Raw genomic sequence first — 202 nt, forward strand, 5'->3', positions numbered from 1 at the left:
GGGGGGGCGGGGAGCGCCGCGGGCGATCAGAAAGCCCGCCGCGACGACGCCGCACAGTGCTGCGATGCGCGGCGCACGGCATATCGATCGCGGCGCCGAAAAGGTCGCGCCTGGCGCGCCGCGCGCGAGCGTGTTGAGCACGCTGCTGCGATAGACGAGATCGGCCGACGACAGGATCAGCGGCTGTCTCTTATACACATCT

The 202-nt window shown here is 69.8% G+C and carries 1 pseudogene; it reads right to left on the reverse strand.

The features are described 5' to 3' along the window. Positions 1 to 202: pseudogene (locus QN347_RS20400) on the reverse strand (hypothetical protein); the annotation flags it as partial.

Source organism: Sphingomonas sp. 10B4 (genome assembly GCF_035019905.1).
In the GTDB taxonomy this organism is placed as follows: domain Bacteria; phylum Pseudomonadota; class Alphaproteobacteria; order Sphingomonadales; family Sphingomonadaceae; genus Sphingomonas; species Sphingomonas glacialis.